Raw genomic sequence first — 21,375 nt, forward strand, 5'->3', positions numbered from 1 at the left:
ATGAGGTTTTAACATGGCTGAACGTCTGAATAACGACTTCCAGTTCATCGATGTCGGGCGCAAGGATCCGAAGAAGAAACTGTTGCGTCAACGCAAGAAAGAGTTCGTGGAAATCTACGAACCGTTCAAACCCCAGCACTCGGCCGACCAGGCCCACCGCTGCCTGGGGTGCGGTAACCCGTATTGCGAGTGGAAGTGCCCGGTGCACAACTTCATTCCCAACTGGCTCAAGCTGGTGGCCGAGGGCAACATCCTCGCTGCCGCCGAGCTGTCGCACCAGACCAATACCCTGCCGGAAGTCTGCGGCCGTGTGTGCCCGCAGGACCGTCTGTGTGAAGGCGCCTGCACCCTCAACGACGGCTTCGGCGCGGTGACCATCGGTTCGGTGGAGAAGTACATCACCGATACTGCGTTCGCCATGGGCTGGCGCCCGGACATGTCCAAGGTCAAGCCGACCGGCAAGCGCGTCGCGATCATCGGTGCGGGCCCGGCGGGCCTTGGGTGCGCCGACGTGTTGGTGCGTGGCGGCGTGACCCCGGTGGTGTTCGACAAGAACCCGGAAATCGGTGGCCTGCTGACCTTCGGCATCCCCGAGTTCAAGCTGGAAAAAACCGTACTGAGCCACCGTCGTGAAGTGTTCACCGGCATGGGGATCGAGTTCCGGCTGAATACCGAAATCGGCAAAGACATCACCATGGAGCAACTGCTCGCCGAATACGATGCGGTGTTCATGGGCATGGGTACCTACACCTACATGAAGGGCGGCTTTGCCGGTGAAGACCTGCCGGGCGTATATGACGCGCTCGACTTCCTGATTGCCAACGTCAACCGCAACCTGGGTTTTGAAAAGTCGCCGGAAGACTTCGTCGACATGAAAGGCAAGAAGGTCGTGGTGCTTGGCGGTGGCGACACCGCGATGGACTGCAACCGTACGTCGATCCGCCAGGGCGCCAAGTCGGTGACCTGTGCCTATCGCCGTGACGAAGCCAACATGCCCGGCTCGCGCAAAGAGGTGAAGAACGCCAAGGAAGAAGGCGTGAAATTCCTCTACAACCGCCAGCCGATTGCGATCGTCGGTGAAGACCGCGTCGAAGGCGTGAAGGTGGTCGAGACCCGTCTCGGCGAGCCGGACGCCCGAGGCCGTCGCAGCCCCGAGCCGATCCCGGGTTCCGAAGAAATCATCCCGGCTGACGCCGTGGTCATCGCCTTCGGTTTCCGCCCGAGCCCGGCGCCGTGGTTCGAGCAGTTCGAGATCCAGACCGACAGCCAGGGCCGCGTCGTTGCCCCGGAGCAAGGCCAGTACAAGCACCAGACCAGCAACCCGAAAATCTTCGCGGGTGGCGATATGGTGCGCGGGTCTGACCTGGTAGTGACGGCGATCTTCGAAGGCCGCAATGCCGCCGAAGGCATCCTGGACTACCTGCAAGTCTGACCCCGATCCCAGCCTGAAACGGGATCAAAATGTGGGAGGGGGCTTGCTCCCGATAGCGGTACATCAGCAACAATTTAGTTGCCTTACACACCGCCATCGGGAGCAAGCCCCCTCCCACATTTGTTTTGCGCTGCGTTCAAGCTACCGCGACAAATTGACCCGATAGACAAAAGGCACGGCGCATTCCGTGCCTTTTGCGTCGCGCTCTGAGAAAATGCCCGCACTTTTTTTGCGGATGCCGACATGACTGCCCTCAAGAACGACCGTTTCCTTCGTGCCCTGCTCAAGCAACCTGTGGACGTCACCCCCGTGTGGATGATGCGTCAAGCCGGTCGCTACCTGCCGGAATACCGCGCCAGTCGCGCCCACGCCGGCGACTTCATGAGCCTGTGCATGAATCCTGCGTTCGCCTGTGAAGTCACGATGCAGCCGCTGGACCGCTACCCACAACTGGACGCGGCCATCCTCTTTTCCGACATCCTCACCATTCCCGATGCCATGGGCCAGGGCCTGTATTTCGAAACCGGCGAAGGCCCGCGCTTCAGGAAGGTGGTCAGCACTCTGGCCGATATCGAAGCCCTGCCGATTCCTGATCCGCACAAAGACCTCGGCTATGTGATGGATGCGGTCAGCACCATCCGCAGCGAGCTGAACGGCCGCGTGCCGCTGATCGGCTTCTCGGGCAGCCCCTGGACCCTGGCCACCTACATGGTCGAAGGCGGCTCGTCGAAAGACTTCCGCAAGACCAAGGCCATGCTCTATGACAACCCGCAAGCCATGCACCTGCTGCTGGACAAGCTCGCGCAGTCGGTCACCTCGTACCTCAACGGCCAGATCATGGCCGGCGCCCAAGCGGTGCAGATTTTCGATACCTGGGGCGGCAACCTGTCGGCGGCGGCGTACCAGGAATTCTCCCTGGCCTACATGCGCAAGATCGTCAGCGGCCTGATCCGCGAGCACGAAGGCCGCAAGGTGCCGGTGATCATGTTCACCAAGGGCGGCGGCCTGTGGCTGGAAAGCATCGCCGACGCCGGGGCCGATGCCCTGGGCCTGGACTGGACCTGCGATATCGGCGAAGCCCGCCGTCGTGTTGGCAACCAGGTCGCGCTGCAAGGCAACATGGACCCGACTGTGCTCTACGCTAAGCCTGATGCAATTCGCGCCGAAGTCGGCCGCATCCTGGCCAGCTATGGCAAGGGCACCGGTCACGTGTTCAACCTCGGCCATGGCATTACGCCGGAAGTGAACCCGGAGCATGCGGGTGCGTTCTTGCGCGCCGTGCACGAACTGTCCGCGCAGTACCACGAGTAAAACACAGAGCAAAAATGTGGGAGGGGGCTTGCTCCCGATGGCGGTGGCTCAGTTAAGGATACTGAGACTGACACACCGCCATCGGGAGCAAGCCCCCTCCCACATTAAAAGCCCGAAACCTTCAGGCCTGCCCCAGCGGCGGCAACCTCGCCAGTTTCAACGCCACCAGCAACGCGCCGATCAGTAGCGCGATAATGAATCCGCCAATCCCGTTCCACCCGGCAAAATGCCAGAAGAACCCTCCCGCGGTCCCGGCAATACTCGAACCCACGTAGTAACAGAACAGATACAGCGACGACGCCTGCCCCTTGGCTTTCACCGCCCGACGTCCTATCCAACTGCTGGCCACCGAATGCGCGCCGAAGAAGCCGAAGGTGAACACCAGCATACCCGGCACTACCAGCCACAGCGGCGTGAACAGCGTTAGCAACATCCCTGAAAGCATCAACACGATGGTGCCCCACAGCACGCGGCGGCGACCAAGGCGGTCGGCCAGGGAGCCGATCTTGGCCGAGCTGTAGATACCCGAGAGGTACACCAGCGACAGCAGGCCCACCAACGCCTGGCTCAGCTCGTAGGGCGAAGTCAGCAAGCGATAACCGATGTAGTTGAACATCGTCACGAAGGCGCCCATCAGCAGGAAGGCTTCAAGGAAAAGCCATGGCAGGCCCGCATCCTTGAAGTGCATGACAAAGCCATCCACAAGGCTGCGTGGCTTGAGACTGCTGGCGCGGAAGTTGCGCGATTCGGGGAGGATCTTCCAGAACACCGTGGCAGCGATAAGTGCCAGGGCTCCGATGATCAGCATTGCGGTGTGCCAGCTGACGAAGTCGATCAACACGCCGATGATCAGGCGCCCGCTCATGCCGCCAATCGCGTTGCCGCCGATGTACAAACCCATAGCCAGGCCGATGTGCTGCGGGTGGATCTCTTCGCTGAGGTAGGTCATCGCCACGGCAGCCAGGCCGCTCAGGGACAGGCCCACCAGCGCCCGCATCAGCAGAATCCCCTCCCAGGTTGGCATCAGGCCGCTGGCGATGGTGGCCAGCGCCGCGCAGAACAACGCGGCGACCATCACCGGCTTGCGCCCCAGCCTGTCGGAAATCGGCCCGGTGACCAGCAGGCCGCAGGCAAGCATCGCGGTTGCCACCGATAGAATCAGGCTGCTTTGCGCCGCATTGATGGAAAACTCGTGGGACAGCGCCGGCATCATCGGCTGTACGCAATACAACAGGGCAAAGGTGGCAAACCCGCCGGAGAACAGTGCCAGCACCGTGCGCATGAACATCGGCGTGCCTTTTTCGATGTACTCGTCATTGAGCTGCGCCACCACTTCATCGAGGGCGGAGGGAGGGGTTTGTTGGGTGAGTGGAGCAACAGCAGAATTCACGGGGACCTCGGGGAGGAAAGGCTGCCAGGACCGACAATGCAAAAAGAATATAGCTGCCTAATTATTCTTTCCAATATATTGTTCGACCTGTTTGATAGGTTTTACGACCTAATGAGGGGTGTATGGAATTACGTCATTTGCGGTACTTCATCGCCGTCGCCGAAGAACTGCATTTTGGCCGCGCCGCGCAGGTGCTGGGTATCTCGCAACCGCCCCTGAGCCAGCAGATCCAGGCGCTGGAACAAGAGGTGGGGGCGCGGCTATTTGAGCGCACCAATCGTCGGGTCGAGCTGAGCGAGGCAGGGCGGCTGTTCCTGCAAGAGGCGCGGCTTGTTCTGGCCCAGGTCGACAAGGCAGCGGATGTGGCGCGCAGGGCACAGTTGGGTGAACTCGGCGAACTGAAGATCGGCTTCACGTCTTCCGCGCCATTCAATTCCAGTATTCCCCAGGCGATCTTTGCGTTTCGACAGGCCTTCCCGGCAGTGCACCTCAACCTGCAAGAGATGAGCAGCACCCAGGTAGCCGAGTCGCTGGTGGATGAGTCGATTCAGGTCGGGCTGATGCGGCCTTTGCCGCTGCCCGACTCGTTGAGCGTGGTCGAATTGATGCGTGAGCCGTTGGTCGCCGTATTGAGCGCCGGCCATCCTTTGGTGGAGGGCAGCGAGCGCGGCTTGCACCTCGCGCAATTGGCGCAGGAACCCTTTGTATTTTTCCCGCGTACCTACGGCAGCGGTTTATATGCCCAATTGCTCAGCCTGGCCCGCGATGCCGGTTTCAGCCCACACTTTGCCCAGGAAGCGGGGGAGGCGATGACCATCATTGGCCTGGTGGCGGCGGGGTTGGGCGTGTCGGTATTACCGGCGTCTTACCAGCGCATCCGCATCGATGGCGTGGTCTATCGCACCTTGCTGGACCCGGAGGCGATGACAGCGGTGTGGCTGGTGCAGCGCAAGGGCGTGCAAACGCCGATGGCGAAGGGGTTTGTGGAGTTGTTGACGCGTCAGGTATTGGTGTAGGCGGGGTCACATATCAGGTAACGCAACCGGCTTAGTTATTCGCCAGAAACTTGCGCAAAATCACTCTTTTTCAAGCGAGTGGATATGGATGGCACTTCTCTATCAGCCCAAGGAGGGCAGCGTGTTGATTTGTGATTTTCGTGGCTATGAGGTTCCGGAAATCATCAAGATTCGACCTGTTATTGTGATACGCAAACACCGGAGGAATAAGCTGCTCGTAACGGTGGTACCTCTGAGTACTACCGCTCCACAGCAGGTGTTGGAACACCATTTGCGGCTTGATAGCCACCTTCAGGGAGCGAGCCCGGTCTGCTGGGCTAAATGCGACATCGTCGCGACAGTCAGCTTGGGTCGACTGGACCGAATCAAAAGTAAAGATCGTCATGGCAAACGAACTTACAAAATCGCCGAACTCACCAATGATCAATTTTTGGCGATAAAAACAGCGGTACGCAGTGCGCTTGGGTTGCGATAAAGTGGGATATAGATGGACGGCGTTTTGCCACCGATTGCAGGTAACCTGCTTTCAGGCATACTGGCCGAGTTCCCGAAAGGGGCTTGTGAGACTCTGAGGATCCTGGGCAACCAGCCATCGCAGAGCCAGGCAGGAAGCGGCGATGACAAGCCAACCTGTTTGTGAAGAGGGCGCCGAAAGGCGCCCTTTGTCGTTTCTGGCCTTACTGCATCCCGGCCGAGCGTAACCCCGCCAGAATGTCCCTATCCAGCATGCTTATCCAACGGTTGTAGTTGCGATGGATCTTGCCGTCCTTGTAGCCTAGGTCGCGGCTGTCGCGGTAGGTGATGGCATAGCTGTTGCGGCTGTAGCGGATATCGATGGCGGCATAGAACTGGCCGCGCACGGTGATCTCGGCCTGCACCAGCTGCGGGCTCAGGCGTTGCACGGTCCACTCACGTTTCTGCAGGGCGGCGACGATGGCCTGTTTCATCTTTTCTTCGCTGACCTGGCTGGTGGCCGGCAACTCATGCTGGGTGTTGAGCACCGGCTTGCTGGTGCAGCCGGCGGTGGTCAGCAGGGCCAGGGTGATCAGGGTGGCGCGTAGCAGGGAAGACATTCCGTTTTCTCCAATCGATTAAAAAGTCAGGACCAGCGGCGGAAGATCAACGAGGTGTTGACGCCGCCGAAAGCGAAGTTGTTGTTCATCACATAGTCGTTGTGCATCTGGCGAAAGCCCCCTTGCAGGTAATCGAGCTCGCCGCATTGCGGGTCGATCGAATCCAGGTTGAAGGTGTGCACATACTCGTCACGGTTCATCATTTCGATGCTGAACCACGACTCCAGCGCGCCGCAGGCACCCAGGGTGTGGCCGAGGAAACTCTTCTGCGAGCTGATCGGCATGCGACTGCCGAACAGGCTGCTGGTGGCCAGGGTTTCGGCGATGTCGCCCTGGTCGGTGGCGGTGCCATGGCCGTTCACGTAGCCAATGGCGGACGGTTCAAGCCCGGCATCTTCCAGGGCCAGTTCCATGGCGCGGCGCATGGTTCTCTGCTCCGGGCGGGTGGTGTGCTGGCCGTCGGCGTTGCTGCCAAAACCGACCAGCTCGGCGTGGATGTGCGCACCCCGCGCCAACGCATGTTCCAGCTCCTCGAGCACCAGCATGCCGCCGCCTTCGCCGATCACCAGGCCATCGCGGCCGCTGTCGTAGGGGCGTGGGCTGGTTTGCGGTGCATCGTTCTTCAGGCTGGTGGCGTAGAGCGCATCGAATACCATGGCTTCGGTGGGGCAGAGTTCTTCGGCGCCGCCGGCAAGCATCAACGGCAGGCGCCCGAACTTGATCGCTTCGTAGGCATAACCGATGCCCTGGCTGCCGCTGGTGCAGGCGCTCGATGTGGGGATCAGGCGCCCGGTGAGGCCAAAGAAGATGCTGATATTCGCCGCCGTGGTGTGGGGCATCATGCGCACATAGGAATTGGCGTTGAGCCCTTCGGCCACCGAGTTGAGCAGCATATTGCCGAAGGCCTTGATCTCATCGGTGCTGCCGGTGGACGAGCCACAGGCCACGCCCATGCGCCCGTCCTTGATTGACGCGTCGCCGAGCAGACCGGCGTCCTGCAACGCCTGTTCCGCCGCCCACACTGCCAGGCGCGAGACGCGGCCCATGCTGCGCAGCTGCTTGCGGGTCCAGTGGGCGGGCACGACGAAATCATCGATGGGCCCGGCCAGGCGCGTGTTCAATTCGGTAAAGCGGTCCCACTCATCCATGCGCCGGATGCCACTGCGGTTGGCGCGAAAGTTGGCGGCAATGGTCTCCCAGTCGCTACCCAGGGAGGTCATGCCGGCCATGCCTGTGACGACGACGCGCTTCATCAGCACAGGCCCCCGTTCACGGCCAGCACTTGGCGTGTGATATAGCCGGCTTCGGCCGACATCAGGAAATTCACCGCACCGGCGACTTCTTCCGGGGTGCCCATACGTTGCGCCGGAATCATTTTCAGCAACTCTTCCACAGGTACGTTTTCATCCAGCATCGCCGTGTCGATCAAGCCGGGCGCCACGCAGTTGACGGTGATTTTGCGCTTGCCCAGCTCGATGGCCAGTGCCTTGGCCGCGCCGATCAAGCCGGCCTTGGAGGCGCTGTAATTGACCTGGCCGCGGTTGCCGATCAACCCGGAAACCGAAGTGATGCACACGATCCGCCCGGCGGCGCGGCGCCGAATCATCGGCATCATCACCGGGTGCAGCACGTTATAGAAACCATCGAGGTTGGTGCGCATCACCACGTCCCAGTCGTCTTCCGACAGGGCTGGAAAGGCGCCGTCGCGGGTCAGGCCGGCATTGAGTACCACGCCGTAGTAGGCGCCATGTTGCTCCACATCGGCTTCAAGGATGGCCTTGCAACTGGCGCGGTCGGACACGTCGAATTGCAGCACTCGCGCCATGCGCCCCAGGGCCTCGATCTCGACCTGCACGGCGTCGGCTTCGGCGCGACCACTGCGGCAATGCAGCACGATGTCATGGCCGGCCTGGGCCAGGCGCAGGGCAATGGCGCGGCCGATGCCGCGGCTGGAGCCGGTGACCAGTACGGATTCAGTCATGGCGTTTGGTCCTTCGATTCATCTAGGTAGTTGGCCGCCTGGGGCGGTCGAAATACGTTAAGGCGCGCGCTGGCGTGGATACCGTCGCCGGTGAGGTGGCATTCGAACACACCCATGCCGTTGTCGTCTTCCAGGGAGCGCAGGCCGTGGATATCCAGCTCGGCGCCGGCGGGAAAGTGTTCCACGTTGCACTCGTATTTACGCGTGCCCAACAGGAAACCCAGCTCCACCGCCTGGCCTTGCTGGCGCGCGCGGCAACCGGCATAAGCGGCGACGCTTTGCGCCATCAACTCAAGGCCGACCCAGGCCGGCAGGCTGCCGTCAGGGCGGTTGAACAGGCCACCGGGCTTGACGGTGACGCGGGTGCGGACCTGCTCTTCATCGAACGACAGCACCTGGTCGATCAGGATCATGTCGCCCGCATGGGGCAGTAGTTCGGCAAGTGGCCAATCGATCATGGGGCCTCTGCGATTATCAGGCTGACGTTATTACCGCCGAAGGCAAACGAGTTGCTCATCAGGCAGGGTTTTTTCAAGCTGTCGCCGCTGCGTGCCCATTGCAAGGCGGGCAGCGCCGGGTCGGCTTGGCCGTCCCATACGTGGGGTGGCAGCAAGCCGTGGCTCAGGCTCAGCCAACAGAACGCCGCTTCCAGCGCTCCGGCGGCACCGAGGGTGTGGCCGGTCATGGGCTTGGTCGACGAGCAGGCTACGCCGTCGGGGAACAGGCTGGCGACCGCCAGGCTTTCCATGGCGTCGTTGTGTTGGGTGGCGGTGCCGTGCAGGTTCAGGTAGCCGATCTGCTCGGGAGCCAGCTTCGCGTTGGCCAGGGCCTTGCGCATCGCTTGCAGCGCGCCCCTGCCGCCGGGTTCCGGCGCAGAGATATGATGGGCATCGCAACTGGCGCCGCTGCCCAGCAAGGCGATCGGGGCTGGCTCGCGGCTCATCAGGAACAGCACCGCCGCTTCACCGATATTGATGCCGTTGCGGTTCACCGAGAACGGATTGCAGCGCTCGCTGGAGACCGCCTCCAATGCGGTAAAACCGTTCAGCGTCAGCTTGCACAGGCTGTCCACACCGCCGCAGATCACCGCATCGCAGATGCCGAGATCCAGCAGGCGCTGGGCACTCATCAGTGCACGGGCGCTGGAGGTGCAGGCGGTAGAAATCACATAGGTCGGGCCGCTCACTTGCAGCCAGTCGGCAAGGAAATTCGCCGGGGCGCTGAGTTCCTGTTGCTGGTAGTCGTAGTCGGTGGGGAATTGCTGGTCGCGCAAGTAGTGGGCAATGCCGCGGCTGGCTTCGTCGATGCCTGAGGTGCTGGTGCCCAGCACAATGCCGACCCGCGAAGGCCCGTAGGTTTGGATCGCCAGGCGCAGCTGAGCTTCGATCTGCAACGCCGCTTCCAACAGCAACTGGTTATTGCGGCTGCTCTGTTGGCTCAGCGTCACCGGCAGGGGCGCCAGCTCGCCGTGCACGGCCGCCACCGGCACCACGCGCTCCGGCACCCAACCGCTTTCGGCGCGCATGCCCGAGCAGTCGCCGACAAACAGCTTGCGGCTGACTTCGGCCTGGCCGCGGCCGAGGGCGCAGATCACGCCGAGGGCATTGAGGTAAGCGATCATCGGCGCAGGCCCAGCGGAGTGATGCGATAACGCAACGGCTGGTCGACCATGTTCACGCTGAACACCTCGGAGGACTGGTAGACGATCTGCCAATGGCCCGGCAGCGTACGCGTCAAGTCCATTGCCTGGGCGTGCGGATACAGCGCCGGCACTTCACCGGCCGAGGTCAGGGCAAACAGCAGCGCGGCGAACAACTCCCGGGCCTGGGGATTGGGTGGCAGCAAGCCGTCGGCCTGCCATTGCCCATCGACCAGCTTTTGCCGGGCCAGGGGAATACCCAGCGGGTCCATCATCGACCAGCGAATCGCGCTGCCTTCGTGTTGGATCACCAGCAACCAATCCTGGCTCTGGCCGTCCGCCAGACGCTGCACGTGCAATTGCATCGGCAAGGCCAGGGTTGGGATTTTTTCCGGCAGCGGTGCCTGGCTGGCACAGGCGCTCAGCAGCAACACGCAACCGATCAACAGCAGGCGCATCATGGGGCAGCATTCTCCAAAGGTTTACGCGCTACGCAGTTGACCAGGGTTTCCTCGCGCTGGCCTACCGGCGGCGCCTTGCGCAGGCCCCAGCGCTCCAGCAGGCCGAAGTCGCTGGAGCGGCTCCACCACAGGTAGGGGTACGAGACATTCTGCGGGGCGAATTCAAAGCCCTGCTCGTGGAGCATCTCCAGGTATTGCTCGGCGCTTTTCTGCACATGCATCGGGTGGCGGAACAGCCAGCGAATCACCCAGGTGTCGATATAGGCTTCGGTGGATTCGGCAAACAGCAGATAACCGCCCGGCTTGAGCACCCGATAAAACTCCTTGAGTGCGCGATGTTGTTCCACCAGGTGATGGAAGGTCTGGTGGCAGAACAGGATATCGACGCTGGCGTCCGGTACCTTTAGGGTGGCGCAGTCGCTGCCGATCAACTCGACAGCCATGCCCTGGCGCTCGGCTTCTTCGCGGCTCAGTTCGAGGCTGTGGGGGTCAGCATCCAGGCCGATCAGGCGTGAGGGCGCAAACACCTCCTGCAGCAACCGGAAGGATTTTCCCTGGCCGCAACCGGCGTCGAGCAATACCGGCGCCACCGGCAGCGGATCGCTGAACAGGCTGCGCAGATCGTTGATCGCCACCCGCAAGACGTGATGCTGCCACGTATGGCTGCGCAGGAACCAGAAGCCGAACCTGGTTTCTTCGACGTAATTCTTGCTCAGGTAGTTTTTTCCAACGGCAGGACTGCTCATACCGCTTCACTCGCACAGATATCCGACAACATCCGCAACCGCCGTTTTGGCTCGCTGACAAACGGGTTGCGCTCATCCCAGGCGTAGCCGGCCAGGATCGCGCTGATCATGCGGCGAATTTCCGGCGAGCTGCCAGGATGGAAAATCACGTCCTGGAACGTGCCGGCATACCAGCCTTCGACGTAGCAACGGAAAGTGTCGACCCCACGTTTCAAGGGCTCGGCGAATTCGCTTTGCCAATCCACGGTTTCGCCGGTGAGCTGACGGTGCAGCACAGCCGCGGCCATGCTCGCCGAACGCATGGCGATGGTCACGCCCGAAGAGAACACCGGGTCGAGGAATTCCGCTGCATTGCCCAGCAGCGCAAAGCCCGGGCCGTGCAGGGTTTTGACGTTGGCCGAGTAACCGCCGATGCTGCGCGCCGGGGTGTCCCATACGGCATTGCTGAGCACGCCGGACAGGCTTGGCGTCTCGTCGATGAAGCTGCGCAGGCAGGCGTCGAGGTCGCTGTCGCGGCCATCGAAATGCGCCTTGGCCGCAACCACGCCCACTGAGCAGCGGCCATTGCTGAACGGGATGGTCCAGAACCAGATATCGCGCTGGGTCGGATGGGTGGTGACGAGGATCTTGGTGCGATCAAAACCTGGGTGTTCGATATGGTCTTCGACATGGGTGAACACGGCCTGGCGCAGCGGGAAGTTCGACGGTGCTTCAAGGTCCAGCAGACGCGGCAGCACGCGGCCATAGCCGCTGGCATCGAGTACGAACTTGGCCTTGATGTGGTACTCGCTGCCGTTCTGTCGGCGCACATGCAGGTAGCGGCACTCGCCGGAGAAGTCCACGCCGACAATGGTATGGCCATAGCGGATTTCGACGCCTTGCAACGCCGCCTGATCGGCCAGCAATTTGTCGAACTCGCCGCGTTGCACTTGGTAGGTGGTGGGCTTGCCGTTGCTGAACGTGTCGCCAAAATCAAATGCACTGTAGCGCTCGCCCCAGGCGAAGGCAGCACCGGTTTTCACCTGGAAGCCCGCCGCTTGCACGGCGTCGAGCATGCCCGCTTCTTCGATAAAATCGATGCAGTGCGAGAGCAGGCTTTCGCCAATCGAGAAGCGCGGGAAGTGCTCGCGCTCGATGATCAACACATCATGCCCTTTGCGCTTTAGCAGCGCGGCCGCGATGGCCCCGGACGGTCCGGCACCGATCACCACCACCTGGCGACGTTCCATTTCAACTATGGGCACGAGGGCTCCTTGCCGCATGGGCGATAATCGCATTCATAAGGTGTGTTTCTGCTGTCCGGCCCAGGGCGCCAGCATAAAGCTGAACGCCAGGCCCAGGCTGACCGACAGGCCGAAATTACTGACCGCCGGTGTACTTGAGACCGCCAGCAGGCCGAACGACAACCAGGTCGTCAGCGCTGCCAGCAGCGTACCCAACAGGCTGACGGCCGGGCCGCCGATCTGCTCGCGCATCAAAATCGCATAGTCAACGCTGATGGCTGTCACCAGCAACAGGCCGAACAGGCTGAACAGGGTCAGCGGCTGGCCCAGCCAACCGAGGCTGGCCAGGCTGCACAGCGCGGCCAGCAGCGGCAGGGCGACGATACGCAAGGCACCGCCGAAACCGAAGGGGGCAATCAGCAACAGCACAATCAGCACGCAAGACATCAACTTCAACTCGGCGGCGCTGATTTGCGTGTCGGCAAACACCCGGTTCAAGTCGCCCAGGCGATCAACCAGTTGCACGCCGGGCAAGTCCAGCACCTGCACCCGCAGCAGCGCCGGGTTGTTCAAACCTTGCAGGCTCACCATGGCCGCCACGCCGCCGTCGACCGGGCCGAGCCACAACGTACGCCAGGGTTCGGCCAGCGGCCCTTGCAATGCTGCGTCGATGTCGGTGATGGGCAGCGCCTGCAACTGCGCGATTTCAGCTTGCAGGGCGCTGGCGGGCACGCCCAGGTCCAGCAGCGGCTGCCAGTGTTGCGGCAGTTTGTTCAGCGCATCCCGCAGTTGTTGCTGTTCGTCCGCCAGGCTCACCAGCTGATTGAGCGCCAGGTAACCCTCGAGCTTGTCCATATTCACTAACTGATCCAGGCGTTTGCCCAGGGCGGCTTGGCGTTCCAGCAACTGCTGCTGATTGTCGGCCCGCACCAGGAAAAACTGGCTGGTGGGCTGGAACCCGGTGATGCGCGCTACGGCCTGGGCTTCCTGGAGCAATTGCGGCGGCGCGCCGATCCATTGGCGGATATCGTTCTTGCTATTCAGTTGCCACAGGCCCCCGACGCAGAACAACAGTACCCACACCAGCAGCACCGAACTGGGCACGTGCTTGATCAGCGCTGTACGCATCTGCCACAGACTGTCGGCGATGCGCAGCGGCCATTGCGCCGGGCGCAGTTCCACACCCTTGAGCAACGCCGGCAACAGGCACACGGCGCACAAATAAGCACCGACCAGCCCGGCGGCGGAGAACACCGCGATTTGCGTCAGCGCCGGGAACGGCGTCCAGGCCAGCGCCAGGTAGCCGATGCAACTGGTCGCCAGGCTCAGGCTCAGCCCCGGCAGGGTCAGGCGCAACGCCGGCCAACTGCGCCAGGGTTGCAGGCTCCAGCTTTTGGACAGGTAGTGCAGCGGGTAATCCACCGCCACGCCGATCAGGCTGGAACCCAGCACCAGGGTCATCACATGCATATGTCCGAAGAGCGCCACGCAGGCCACCGCGCCAAACAGCATACCCACCAGCACCGGCACAAACGCCAGCAATACGCGCCAGCGTCGGAATGCCAGCAGCAGCAACAGCAGGATGCCGACGGTCGCACCGCCGCCGACCCAGGTGATTTCCCGGGTGGCCTGCCGTTGCCCGTTGGCGGCATAGAGCAAGCCGCTGGCGGCCAGCAGCTGCGCGCCTTGCTCGCCGGCTTGTGCGCGACTGGCCTGGAGCAGGTCCGCCACTTGCAGCGGCAAGTGCATATCGAAGGCATTGCCGGTAGTGCGCGCCCGCAGCAGTACCCAGCTTTTGCCGTCGGCGTCGGCGATCAAGGCGCCGCTGCCGATATCCAGTTGCACCGAGCCGTGTTGCGGCTGGCTGTTCTGGATGCGACCGGTCAGGCCTAGCCAGTCGTCCTGGCTCGGCACCAGGCTGAAGCTGGTGAACGGGTCGAACAGCGCTTGCACCCGTTGCTGGATGAAGGCGTCGGGTTGCTCGATCAGTTGCTCGCGGTCCTTGGCCGAGAGCATCGACAAGCGTGCGCGCAGCAGTTGCTCGCGCAGTGCTGGCAGGTCGGCTTGCAGGTTCCACTGCACTTTTTCAAACAAGCCGCTGGCCTGCCAGCGCTCGCCCAATTGTTGCGCCACGGCCAGTGCTTGCTGGCGGTCGGCATGCCCCACCAGCACCAGCATTTCGCGGTTGAGCGGCTCCTGCATGCGCTGTTCGGCTTGCTGTTCAAGGGCGTCCGGCGTGCTGCCGGGCACCAGCTCCATCAGGTTGGCCGACAGCGGCGCGCCATGACGCCACTGCCAGCCGGCCAGGGCCAGCACGGCCACCAGCAGGATCAGGAACAGGCGCGGCAGCAAACGCTCACTGGGCAAAGTCGTGTTGCTCCGCTGCGCTCAAGGGCTGGCTGGCCGTGCTGTCCTGCATGCGCAGCACGGTGCTGTCGCCCTGGGTTTCCAGCAGTTCGATGGTGTGCACCAGCTCGCCGCCGTCGATGTTGATCCGGGTGAACACTTGCTTGAGCAGCAGCGAACGCGGAGTCAGCGTGAGCTTCCATTGCTGGGCCTGGCCCTGCAGTTGCAGTTCGAAATCACGTTGCAAGCCGCTGCTGTCGCCCTGCAGCACCGCGAGGAACAAGCGATTCTGCTCGGCACCGGCGCTCTTGTTCGGCAGCGGTTGCCAGCCGTTGGCGTCACGCCGGGCAATGCCTTGGGCGTTGATGCGGTAGTCCTGTTGCAGTGGGGTTTTGAGCAGCCACAGCAGGCCATGGTCCTTGGCGAGCACGAAGGTGCCTTTGCTGACGAGCGGCTGGGGCAGGGCGCGCAGGTGTTTTTCCTGGGTAAAGCTGCCGTGGATGACGGAGGGTTTGGCGAGCTGATCGCTCAACTGCTGCAGGTCAAAAGCATGGGCGCTTAAGCTCAGCAACAACGCCGCCACTGTAGGAGCGAGCTTGCTCGCGAAAAACCTGAGGGCGCCACGGGGTGTCAGGTGGCCCGCGTTTTTATGGGCGATCTTCGCGAGCAAGCTCGCTCCTACAGGGGATTTCATTTCAGGGCCCTTTCGACGGCGTCGGTGAAGACTTTGGGCGATGCCAACTGCATCTCGCGGCTGGCGATTTCTACCGCCACCTGCACGGTGCTGGCGCGGGTCAAACGCTCGCCGCTGGCCAGGTCAGTGATCAGGTAATTGACCTTCAAACGGTTCTCCCACTCCACCAGGCTGGCGCGCACATTGAGGGTTTGGCCGAAAGTGGCGCCACGTACATAGCGTAGCTGCATGTCGATTACCGGCCAGGCGTAGCCGGACTCCAGCATGGCCGTGTAGTTATGGCCCAGCTTGTCCAGCAACGCACAGCGCGCCACTTCCAGGTACTTCACGTAATGCCCGTGCCACACCACGTGCATGGTGTCGATATCGAAAAACGGCACGAGGATTTCAGTGTCGCTGTGCAATACACCCTGACTACGCATGCAGCCCCCAGTGTTGCTCGGCGATGCGTTGCAGGCACAGGCGCAGTTCGCTTTCCAGGGCGCGGTCTTCGATGACCGGCGGGAAATCCTGGGCCAGTTCTGCGCGCATCGCGGCCAATGCCGGTGGCAGCGGCCGAGCATCCTCGGCCTGGGCGCGCAGCCACACGCCCTGGTTGGCAGCGAGCAGGGTAGCGGCGGCGACCTGTTCGGTCAGCTCCAGCACACGGATGGCATCGCGGGCGGCGATGGTGCCCATGCTGACCTTGTCCTGGTTGTGGCACTCGGTAGAGCGCGAAAACACGCTGGCCGGCATAGTGTTTTTCAACGCTTCGGCGGTCCAGGCGCTGGTGCCGATCTGCACGGCCTTGAAGCCGTGGTTGATCATCGCGCGGTCAGCCGGGGCGCCTGACAGGTTGCTCGGCAGGCCGTGGTTGTAGCGCACGTCCACCAGCAGCGCGAGTTGGCGGTCAAGCAGGTCGGCGACGTTGGCCACCAGGGTCTTGAGGCTGTCCATGGCAAAGGCGATATGCCCGCCGTAGAAGTGCCCACCGTGCAGCACGCGCTCTGCGTCGGCGTCGATGATCGGGTTGTCGTTGGCGCTGTTGAGCTCGATCTCGATAAATGAGCGCAGCCAGTTCAGGCTGTCGGCCAGCACACCGAGCACGTGGGGGGCGCAGCGCAAGGAGTAGCGATCCTGCAAGCGATGCAGCGGCGCCGTTGGCGCATCAATCGCCAGGTCGTTGCGCAGCCAAGCGGCGACCTGCATTTGCCCCGGGTGCGGCTTGGCGGCGAACAGGCGCTCGTCGAAGTGCTCCGGGTTGCCTTGCAGCGCCACCACATTGAGCGCGGTGATGCGCGTGGCCAGGTGCAGCAGGTAGTCGGCGCGGGCAAAGGCCAGGCAGGCCAGGCCGGTCATCACGGCGGTGCCGTTCATCAAGGCCAAGGCTTCCTTGGGGCGCAATACCAGCGGTTCCCAGCCCAGTTCGCGGTGCACATCGGCCGCCTGGCGGCGTTCGCCACGAAACAGCACTTCGCGTTCGCCGGACAAGGTCGCGGCCACGTAGGACAACGGGGTCAAGTCGCCGCTGGCACCCACCGAACCCTCTTCCGGGATCAGCGGCAGTACGTCGTGTTCGAGGAAGGCGTGCAGGCGCTCCAGCAGTTCCACGCGCACCCCGGACACCCCGTGGCACAGCGACTGCAAACGCGCCGCCAGTACGGCGCGAGTAGCCTGGGCATCAAGCAATTTGCCCAGGCCGCATCCGTGAAAAGTGTACAGATGACGCGGCAAGGCTTCGACGTGTTCCAGCGGCACCGCCACCACGCAGGAGTCGCCGTAGCCGGTGGTCACGCCGTAGATCACACCTTCCTTGTCCAGCAGCGAGTCGAGGAACTGCGCGCCTTTGGCAATGCGCTGGCGATAGGCAGCATCACCCTGCAATTGCGTGGGCACCTGACGGTTGGCCAGGGCCAGCACGTCTTCGATGCGCAAGGGGCGTTCGCCAAAGGTTACCGGCTCAAGATGCGTCGTCATCGGTCTTCCAGAAAGGGTAAAAGTTGAACCATTGTTGGGGCGCTTGCAGGCAGAACTGGCCCAGGCGTGCGGCGTAGCGGGCAGTCCACTCGGCAATCACTTGCTCGCGGGTGCTGCGCTTCCATTCGATCAACGGCGCGAAAGGCTCGATGGTCAGGCGATAGCGGCCTTGGTGTTTGAGGCACATCAGCAGGTTTACCGGGCATTTGAGCAGGCCGGCCAGCAGCCACGGGCCTTGGGGGAAAGCGGCGGCATGGCCGAGGAAGTCCACGCGCACCGTGCGCCCGCCGTGCAGCGGTATGCGGTCGCCGGCAATCGCCAGCCACTCGCCGTCGTCCAGGCGCTGGCTGAGCAGCAGCATGGTGGCCGGGTCCAGCTCGCTGACCTGGATCAGGCGCAAATGGGTGGCGCCGGCTTCGCCCAACAGGCGGTTGAAACGCTCGGCGTGCTTGGTGTGCACCAGCACGTTCATGGTCACCTGTTCACCGATTTCCGCCAGGGCGCGGCACACTTCCAGGTTGCCCAAGTGCGCCCCCACCAGCATCTGCCCGCGTTCGCCGCGCAGTTGCCCGCGCAATTGCGCCGGGTCGTCGATGTCGATCTGCTCCAGGCGCAGCTTGCCGTTCCACACATCGAGCTTGTCCAGCAGCGAGTCGGCGAAGGCCATGAACTGGCCGAAGACTTTCCTGTGGGTGGGGCGCAGCTCATTGCGCCCACTCCATTCGGCCAGGCGTTGCTGGTATTGCCAGGCGCTGCGGCGGGCGGTGCGGCCGAACACGAAGAAGTAAAAAACGACGCTGTACAGCAACGGGCTCAACAGTCGACGGCCGAGGATTTTTGCCGCGACCGCGGTGAATTTCATCAGCCAGAAGCTGCCACGCTCCTCGCGGTCGGCCCAGTGCTTGGTGCTGTCGCTCATGCCTGCCACCGTCGCCACAGGATCATCGGCGCACGCACCAACATGCCGAAAAACAGCCGCGTGTGCATGGCGCTGATGCGAACGTTGTCGCGGAACAAGCGAAAGTGCGACAAGCCGTCGGCCGGGTAGTGCACCCGGGTCGGCAGCCAGCGCATCGGTTGGTTGCGCCAGGCCAGACGCACCAGGATGTCCGAGTCGAAATCCATGTGCGTGCCGATGTAGGCCGAGTCCATCAAGGCCAGGGTCGGCGCCAGCGGGTACACGCGAAAGCCGCACATCGAGTCGCGAATCTCAAGCGACAGGGTGTTGATCCACACCCATACGTGGGTCAGGTAGCGCGCATACAAGCGGCCTTTGGGCACGCTGTCGTCGTATTCGGGGTAGCCGCAGATGACCGCGTTGGGGTGCCGGCGGGAGGTGTCGATAAAGGTCTCGACTTCACGCAAGTCGTGCTGGCCGTCGGCATCCACTTGCAGGGCGTGGGTATAGCCCAGGCGCGCCGCTTCGCGGAAACCGGCCATGACCGCGCCGCCTTTGCCCTGGTTGCTGGGCAGGGTCAGCAGGGTGACGCTGTCCAGGGTCGCCAGTTGCGCCAGTACCGCTGCGCAGGCCGGGCTGCTGCCGTCGTCGACCAGCAGGCAGGGCAGGCCGCTGTCGAGCAGGCTGCGGACCACTGTGGGCACGGCGGCTTCGTGGTTGTAGACCGGGATCAGGGCACATGGGTTATGCATGTGCAGCCTCCAGCACTATCCGTCCGCTGGAACAGGCGGCGACACCGTTGCGGTAGGCGAAGTACAGTTTTCGGCGTTCCCGGTCATAGCGCAGGTGCAGTTCGATACAGTCGCCTGGGCGCACCAGCTGCTGGAACTTGAGCACTTCCATCCCGGCGAATGTGCCCGGCAAATCCAGCAGTTGCTGGCCCAGGTTGAACGCCCATTCCACCTGCACCACGCCTGGCAACACGGGCGTTACCGGGAAGTGCCCGCTGAAATAGACCAGGTCCGGCGGAACGCTCAACTGCACGGTCCATTCACCGTCGGCTTCGACCTGCTCCAGCACTTCAGGGGCTTTTGGCCGGGGAGCCAGCAGAAGTGTTTCGATATCGGCCTGGGGCAGCTTGCCCTGGCTGTTCAGGGGCAATTGGCGCAGCAATCGCCAGCGCCGGGGCAGGGCCAGGGCTTCGCAGTGTTGGCCCAGGTGCTGGCGCAGGGTTTGGGTAAGCGTGCGCCGGCCCTGATTGCGCAGGGCATGCAGGCCTGCCGCGCTGAGTACCACCAGGGCACCGAGGGAGGCGCGGTTTTCCTGCACCACGCCCAGGCGGGTTTCGGCAACCCAGGGGTGGGTCATCAGCGCTTGTTCCAGCATCGGCAAGGAGATGCGTTTTTCTTCCAGCTTGACGATGCGGTCCAGGCGGCCCAGCAATTCGAAACGGCCATCGGCATGGATGCGTGCGGCGTCGGCGGTTTGCTCCACATGCCCTTCGGGCAGGTATTTTGATGCGATGCGCAGCGCGCCGGCGGCATCCTGGCTCAGTTGCACATCGGCAAACGGCTGCCAGGGTTGCGCGCCCTGACGCCAGGCGATGCCGCCGGTTTCCGAGCTGCCGAGAATTTCCGTCGGCCATTGCTGCAAGCGGTCGTATAGGCTGCCGGCGGCTTCAACCGGCAACGCACCGCCGGAGGAAAACACCCGCGCTACTCGGCTCAGCGCCGGCCAGTCGAGGTTGTCGCCCATGCGCTTGAGCAGCCCCGGGCTGGCAACCCAGGCAAATCGGGGGTATTCGCGGCTGGCGCGTTGCATGTCTTCGGGGAATGCCAGTTGTTTGCGCACAAAGAGGCGACCTGCGCACAGCGGCCACAACACGCGAAACAGCAAGCCGTAGATGTGCTGGGTCGCGACGCTGCCGATGATGCAGGCGTCTTTGAGGTCCGCGCCCCACAGGGCTTCCAGCGCCTGGACTTCATTGGCCAGTTGGCGCAGGGATTTGTCGATGCGCTTGGGCTCGCCGCTGGAGCCGGAGGTGCACAGGCTCAGTTGGCAACTGTCCAGATCAAGCACCGCGGGGCTCAGTGGCATCTGGTACAGCGCCTCAAGGTCAGCGGCTTCGGTCAGCCAGGCGTCGACGGCAGGCGCCCAGCGTTGGCGGGTCTGGGGTTGCAGGTCGGCGGGCAGCAGGACGCTGGCACCGGCGCGCCAGGCGCCCAGCAAGGCAATCGCCAGGACGCCCGCGTCTTCGAGGTACACGGCCAGGCGCCGGATGCCTCGCGCCTGCAGGCCGGCCGCCAGGCGCAGGGACGCCTCCAACAGCTGGGCGTGATTCATGTCAGGCTCGGTGGTGACCCGGCGCTGTTGCAGCGGCTCAAGCAACAAGTGCTCAAGTTTCAACCCATTCATACGCAGCCCCGAACCCTTTGTCGTATCAGCCATTCCACGGCAAACAACAGCGCCATCAGCCCGTAGGCGATCAAGCCGTTGTACAACGTCCACCAGCTCAGCGGCGCCCACAGCGTGAGCGCGGCAGCGAGCAAGCCATTACACAGAAAAAATGCACTCCACACCACGGTGACCTGGCGGGTATACACAATTGCCTTCGGCGGCAGCTGCGGGTCAGTCATGCGTGCCAGGCGTTCGACCATCGGCGGGCCGTATTTCAGGCTCAGGCCGAACAGCGCCAACATGAACGCGCTGACCAGGCTGGGGTACCAACGCAGCCACTGCGGGTTATCAAACCAGGCCAGCAGCAGGCAGAACAGGATCACCGTCGCGGCCATCGCCCGGCTGCCTGGGCGCCGCGCAGCCGTCAGGGCGCGCAGCAGCCACAAGCTGCCCAGCAACAAGCCGAACTGCCACGGCGCAAAGTGCTCGGTGCCGTAATACACAGCGAAGGGGTACAGCAGCCCCGCCAACAACAGGCCAAGGCCGATCAGCCGGCTCATGCGGCGGGCTGGACCAGACGGTACACCGCCTCAACCACGTCGTTCACAGTGCGTACGGCCTTGAACTCTTCGGCGGCGATCTTCTTGCCGGTCTGACGCTTGATGTGGTCGATCAGGTCCACGGCGTCGATGCTGTCGATTTCCAGGTCCTGGTACAGGTTGGCGTCAAGCGTGACGCGTTCAGGTTCCAGCTCAAACAGTTCCACCAAGGCGTCGCGCAGGGTGTTGAAAATATCGTCACGAGTTTGCATG

At 62.9% G+C, this 21,375-nt stretch carries 22 protein-coding genes; 4 read left to right on the plus strand and 18 right to left on the minus strand.

The annotated features are described in order from the left end of the window. Window positions 1–13: 13 nt before the first annotated feature. Window positions 14–1,432 (plus strand): FAD-dependent oxidoreductase, encoded by a 1,419-nt coding sequence (locus tag QYQ93_RS02965; RefSeq protein WP_003187920.1) that lies wholly within the window; start codon window positions 14–16, stop codon window positions 1,430–1,432. 243 nt (window positions 1,433–1,675) lie between these two features. Further along, window positions 1,676–2,743: a uroporphyrinogen decarboxylase gene (hemE, locus tag QYQ93_RS02970; RefSeq protein ID WP_043047230.1), complete on the plus strand. Its 1,068-nt coding sequence runs from the start codon at window positions 1,676–1,678 to the stop codon at window positions 2,741–2,743. Window positions 2,744–2,864: 121 nt separating this feature from the next. Here the strand turns inward: hemE and QYQ93_RS02975 are convergent, their stop codons facing one another. After that, window positions 2,865–4,076, minus strand: a complete 1,212-nt coding sequence (locus tag QYQ93_RS02975) for an MFS transporter (RefSeq protein WP_422394051.1) — start codon at window positions 4,074–4,076, stop codon at window positions 2,865–2,867. A 179-nt stretch (window positions 4,077–4,255) separates the two neighbouring features. On the opposite strand from QYQ93_RS02975, the gene QYQ93_RS02980 reads away from it, so the two are divergent. Both QYQ93_RS02980 and QYQ93_RS02985 read left to right on the plus strand, forming a co-directional pair. After that, the gene (locus tag QYQ93_RS02980; RefSeq protein ID WP_338476294.1) at window positions 4,256–5,149 is read left to right on the plus strand and encodes a LysR family transcriptional regulator; all 894 of its coding nucleotides are present in this window, start codon (window positions 4,256–4,258) and stop codon (window positions 5,147–5,149) included. A gap of 88 nt (window positions 5,150–5,237) precedes the next feature. Beyond that, complete coding sequence (locus QYQ93_RS02985) at window positions 5,238–5,624, plus strand: type II toxin-antitoxin system PemK/MazF family toxin (RefSeq protein WP_338476295.1); 387 nt, start codon at window positions 5,238–5,240, stop codon at window positions 5,622–5,624. Window positions 5,625–5,826: 202 nt separating this feature from the next. On the opposite strand, the gene QYQ93_RS02990 is transcribed toward QYQ93_RS02985, so the two are convergent. The 17 genes from QYQ93_RS02990 to QYQ93_RS03070 are packed head-to-tail and all read right to left on the minus strand — an operon-like array spanning window position 5,827 to window position 21,374. Beyond that, on the minus strand, window positions 5,827–6,222 hold the full coding sequence (locus QYQ93_RS02990) for a hypothetical protein (RefSeq protein ID WP_338476297.1): 396 nt from the start codon (window positions 6,220–6,222) through the stop codon (window positions 5,827–5,829). A 26-nt stretch (window positions 6,223–6,248) separates the two neighbouring features. Next, a complete protein-coding gene (locus QYQ93_RS02995; RefSeq protein ID WP_338476299.1) occupies window positions 6,249–7,475 on the minus strand; it encodes a beta-ketoacyl-ACP synthase in 1,227 nt (408 codons plus the stop codon). Continuing rightward, window positions 7,475–8,203: a 3-oxoacyl-ACP reductase FabG gene (gene fabG, locus QYQ93_RS03000; RefSeq protein ID WP_043047226.1), complete on the minus strand. Its 729-nt coding sequence runs from the start codon at window positions 8,201–8,203 to the stop codon at window positions 7,475–7,477. The genes QYQ93_RS02995 and fabG overlap by 1 nt, the downstream gene beginning before the upstream one ends. Next, complete coding sequence (locus QYQ93_RS03005) at window positions 8,200–8,661, minus strand: hotdog family protein (RefSeq protein ID WP_043047225.1); 462 nt, start codon at window positions 8,659–8,661, stop codon at window positions 8,200–8,202. The genes fabG and QYQ93_RS03005 overlap by 4 nt, the downstream gene beginning before the upstream one ends. Beyond that, window positions 8,658–9,824 carry a beta-ketoacyl-[acyl-carrier-protein] synthase family protein gene (locus tag QYQ93_RS03010; protein ID WP_338476300.1) on the minus strand — a complete coding sequence of 389 codons (1,167 nt, stop codon included), beginning with the start codon at window positions 9,822–9,824 and terminating at the stop codon, window positions 8,658–8,660. Before QYQ93_RS03010 ends, QYQ93_RS03005 begins: the two co-directional genes overlap by 4 nt. After that, complete coding sequence (locus QYQ93_RS03015) at window positions 9,821–10,303, minus strand: hypothetical protein (protein WP_043047223.1); 483 nt, start codon at window positions 10,301–10,303, stop codon at window positions 9,821–9,823. The genes QYQ93_RS03010 and QYQ93_RS03015 overlap by 4 nt, the downstream gene beginning before the upstream one ends. Beyond that, window positions 10,300–11,049: a class I SAM-dependent methyltransferase gene (locus QYQ93_RS03020; protein ID WP_043047222.1), complete on the minus strand. Its 750-nt coding sequence runs from the start codon at window positions 11,047–11,049 to the stop codon at window positions 10,300–10,302. Before QYQ93_RS03020 ends, QYQ93_RS03015 begins: the two co-directional genes overlap by 4 nt. Then, window positions 11,046–12,293 carry an NAD(P)/FAD-dependent oxidoreductase gene (locus QYQ93_RS03025; RefSeq protein WP_338476301.1) on the minus strand — a complete coding sequence of 416 codons (1,248 nt, stop codon included), beginning with the start codon at window positions 12,291–12,293 and terminating at the stop codon, window positions 11,046–11,048. The genes QYQ93_RS03020 and QYQ93_RS03025 overlap by 4 nt, the downstream gene beginning before the upstream one ends. Before the next feature lie 33 nt (window positions 12,294–12,326). Further along, a complete protein-coding gene (locus QYQ93_RS03030) occupies window positions 12,327–14,639 on the minus strand; it encodes a hypothetical protein (RefSeq protein ID WP_338476302.1) in 2,313 nt (770 codons plus the stop codon). Beyond that, window positions 14,629–15,312, minus strand: a complete 684-nt coding sequence (locus QYQ93_RS03035) for an outer membrane lipoprotein carrier protein LolA (RefSeq protein ID WP_338476303.1) — start codon at window positions 15,310–15,312, stop codon at window positions 14,629–14,631. The genes QYQ93_RS03030 and QYQ93_RS03035 overlap by 11 nt, the downstream gene beginning before the upstream one ends. Next, window positions 15,309–15,734: an acyl-CoA thioesterase gene (locus QYQ93_RS03040; RefSeq protein ID WP_043047218.1), complete on the minus strand. Its 426-nt coding sequence runs from the start codon at window positions 15,732–15,734 to the stop codon at window positions 15,309–15,311. Before QYQ93_RS03040 ends, QYQ93_RS03035 begins: the two co-directional genes overlap by 4 nt. After that, window positions 15,727–17,268 (minus strand): aromatic amino acid ammonia-lyase, encoded by a 1,542-nt coding sequence (locus QYQ93_RS03045; RefSeq protein WP_338476304.1) that lies wholly within the window; start codon window positions 17,266–17,268, stop codon window positions 15,727–15,729. The genes QYQ93_RS03040 and QYQ93_RS03045 overlap by 8 nt, the downstream gene beginning before the upstream one ends. After that, window positions 17,252–18,187 carry a glycosyl transferase gene (locus QYQ93_RS03050; RefSeq protein WP_338476305.1) on the minus strand — a complete coding sequence of 312 codons (936 nt, stop codon included), beginning with the start codon at window positions 18,185–18,187 and terminating at the stop codon, window positions 17,252–17,254. Before QYQ93_RS03050 ends, QYQ93_RS03045 begins: the two co-directional genes overlap by 17 nt. After that, window positions 18,184–18,918 carry a glycosyltransferase family 2 protein gene (locus tag QYQ93_RS03055; protein WP_338476307.1) on the minus strand — a complete coding sequence of 245 codons (735 nt, stop codon included), beginning with the start codon at window positions 18,916–18,918 and terminating at the stop codon, window positions 18,184–18,186. The genes QYQ93_RS03050 and QYQ93_RS03055 overlap by 4 nt, the downstream gene beginning before the upstream one ends. After that, a complete protein-coding gene (locus QYQ93_RS03060; protein WP_338476308.1) occupies window positions 18,911–20,581 on the minus strand; it encodes an AMP-binding protein in 1,671 nt (556 codons plus the stop codon). Before QYQ93_RS03060 ends, QYQ93_RS03055 begins: the two co-directional genes overlap by 8 nt. After that, window positions 20,578–21,123: a hypothetical protein gene (locus tag QYQ93_RS03065; RefSeq protein WP_338476309.1), complete on the minus strand. Its 546-nt coding sequence runs from the start codon at window positions 21,121–21,123 to the stop codon at window positions 20,578–20,580. The genes QYQ93_RS03060 and QYQ93_RS03065 overlap by 4 nt, the downstream gene beginning before the upstream one ends. Continuing rightward, the gene (locus QYQ93_RS03070) at window positions 21,120–21,374 is read right to left on the minus strand and encodes an acyl carrier protein (RefSeq protein ID WP_003209389.1); all 255 of its coding nucleotides are present in this window, start codon (window positions 21,372–21,374) and stop codon (window positions 21,120–21,122) included. Before QYQ93_RS03070 ends, QYQ93_RS03065 begins: the two co-directional genes overlap by 4 nt. Between the last annotated feature and the right edge of the window lies 1 nt (window position 21,375).

The organism is Pseudomonas khavaziana (genome assembly GCF_036704165.1).
GTDB classification, from domain to species: Bacteria; Pseudomonadota; Gammaproteobacteria; order Pseudomonadales; family Pseudomonadaceae; genus Aquipseudomonas; species Aquipseudomonas khavaziana.

What these genes read in the sequence shown, in the direction of transcription:
- QYQ93_RS02965 (WP_003187920.1), top strand. Translation starts at nt 14, where the DNA reads ATGGCTGAACGTCTGAATAACGACTTCCAGTTCATCGATGTCGGGCGC.
- hemE (WP_043047230.1), top strand. Translation starts at nt 1,676, where the DNA reads ATGACTGCCCTCAAGAACGACCGTTTCCTTCGTGCCCTGCTCAAGCAA.
- QYQ93_RS02980 (WP_338476294.1), top strand. Translation starts at nt 4,256, where the DNA reads ATGGAATTACGTCATTTGCGGTACTTCATCGCCGTCGCCGAAGAACTG.
- QYQ93_RS02985 (WP_338476295.1), top strand. Translation starts at nt 5,238, where the DNA reads ATGGCACTTCTCTATCAGCCCAAGGAGGGCAGCGTGTTGATTTGTGAT.
- QYQ93_RS02990 (WP_338476297.1), bottom strand. Translation starts at nt 6,222, where the DNA reads ATGTCTTCCCTGCTACGCGCCACCCTGATCACCCTGGCCCTGCTGACC.
- QYQ93_RS02995 (WP_338476299.1), bottom strand. Translation starts at nt 7,475, where the DNA reads ATGAAGCGCGTCGTCGTCACAGGCATGGCCGGCATGACCTCCCTGGGT.
- fabG (WP_043047226.1), bottom strand. Translation starts at nt 8,203, where the DNA reads ATGACTGAATCCGTACTGGTCACCGGCTCCAGCCGCGGCATCGGCCGC.
- QYQ93_RS03005 (WP_043047225.1), bottom strand. Translation starts at nt 8,661, where the DNA reads ATGATCGATTGGCCACTTGCCGAACTACTGCCCCATGCGGGCGACATG.
- QYQ93_RS03010 (WP_338476300.1), bottom strand. Translation starts at nt 9,824, where the DNA reads ATGATCGCTTACCTCAATGCCCTCGGCGTGATCTGCGCCCTCGGCCGC.
- QYQ93_RS03015 (WP_043047223.1), bottom strand. Translation starts at nt 10,303, where the DNA reads ATGATGCGCCTGCTGTTGATCGGTTGCGTGTTGCTGCTGAGCGCCTGT.
- QYQ93_RS03020 (WP_043047222.1), bottom strand. Translation starts at nt 11,049, where the DNA reads ATGAGCAGTCCTGCCGTTGGAAAAAACTACCTGAGCAAGAATTACGTC.
- QYQ93_RS03035 (WP_338476303.1), bottom strand. Translation starts at nt 15,312, where the DNA reads ATGAAATCCCCTGTAGGAGCGAGCTTGCTCGCGAAGATCGCCCATAAA.
- QYQ93_RS03040 (WP_043047218.1), bottom strand. Translation starts at nt 15,734, where the DNA reads ATGCGTAGTCAGGGTGTATTGCACAGCGACACTGAAATCCTCGTGCCG.
- QYQ93_RS03045 (WP_338476304.1), bottom strand. Translation starts at nt 17,268, where the DNA reads ATGACGACGCATCTTGAGCCGGTAACCTTTGGCGAACGCCCCTTGCGC.
- QYQ93_RS03050 (WP_338476305.1), bottom strand. Translation starts at nt 18,187, where the DNA reads ATGAGCGACAGCACCAAGCACTGGGCCGACCGCGAGGAGCGTGGCAGC.
- QYQ93_RS03055 (WP_338476307.1), bottom strand. Translation starts at nt 18,918, where the DNA reads ATGCATAACCCATGTGCCCTGATCCCGGTCTACAACCACGAAGCCGCC.
- QYQ93_RS03060 (WP_338476308.1), bottom strand. Translation starts at nt 20,581, where the DNA reads ATGAATGGGTTGAAACTTGAGCACTTGTTGCTTGAGCCGCTGCAACAG.
- QYQ93_RS03065 (WP_338476309.1), bottom strand. Translation starts at nt 21,123, where the DNA reads ATGAGCCGGCTGATCGGCCTTGGCCTGTTGTTGGCGGGGCTGCTGTAC.
- QYQ93_RS03070 (WP_003209389.1), bottom strand. Translation starts at nt 21,374, where the DNA reads ATGCAAACTCGTGACGATATTTTCAACACCCTGCGCGACGCCTTGGTG.